Source organism: Sphingobium sp. D43FB, assembly GCF_002312805.1.
GTDB lineage: Bacteria > Pseudomonadota > Alphaproteobacteria > Sphingomonadales > Sphingomonadaceae > Sphingobium.
The window spans coordinates 1-646 of sequence record NZ_NMUA01000170.1 but is presented as its reverse complement, the minus strand read 5'-3'; the positions used below and the strand labels follow the sequence as shown (position 1 = coordinate 646).

Sequence of the window (646 nt, the reverse complement as noted above, 5' to 3'; positions counted from 1 at the left end):
TTCGTCAATCGACCACCACGACCGCCACAAAAACCAACCGCAGTCTGGATCAACCCACCGGCCAGGGACCGAAAGACGATAGCTTAATCTCCCGACCCGGCTGTCTCACAATCGTTGACACGTTCCGAGGCGATGGATCATAGGAGCGTTGAAGCTATCCTTCTTGGGCGGCGCCCAGCCCTCAGTATTGAGCGCGTCAGCGATAATCTGCGCGGTTGCTCCCTGGCTTCGCAGATCGATTACCCGGGCAAGCAACTTGTCGAAGTTCTCCAGCTGCTCGAACCGCCGGACCGGTCGTGTGAACGCATGTTTCGTCACAGTGCCACCCACCCAATGGCAGACGAGTCCAGCGCGCTCGGTTTCACCCACGACGATGAGCTCGACGCGTTCCAGCATCATACGCGCAATGGCTTGGCGATCGCGCGCTGTCGTTGATGCGTTGCTCCACAACGCGGGGATATCTTGTGCGAGCTGCCGTATAGCATCGCGCTCGGCTTGGGTAAGGCGTTCGGGCTCTTGTGAAGCGCCCCGGGTTTTCAGGAGGCAGTTTTCATTTGGCTATGCAGCCATATCGAGGTTCTCGAGGGCTGCATAGTAATTGTCTTCGGCCTCAGCGGGCGGGATGTGCCCGATAGGGCCGAAGAGC

The 646-nt window shown here is 59.0% G+C and carries 1 protein-coding gene; it reads right to left on the bottom strand.

Features of this window, described 5'->3' with window-relative positions; all coding sequences use genetic code 11:
• Window positions 1–105: 105 nt before the first annotated feature.
• The gene (locus SxD43FB_RS23865) at window positions 106–399 is read right to left on the bottom strand and encodes a hypothetical protein (protein ID WP_176482918.1); all 294 of its coding nucleotides are present in this window, start codon (window positions 397–399) and stop codon (window positions 106–108) included.
• Window positions 400–646 lie beyond the last annotated feature (247 nt).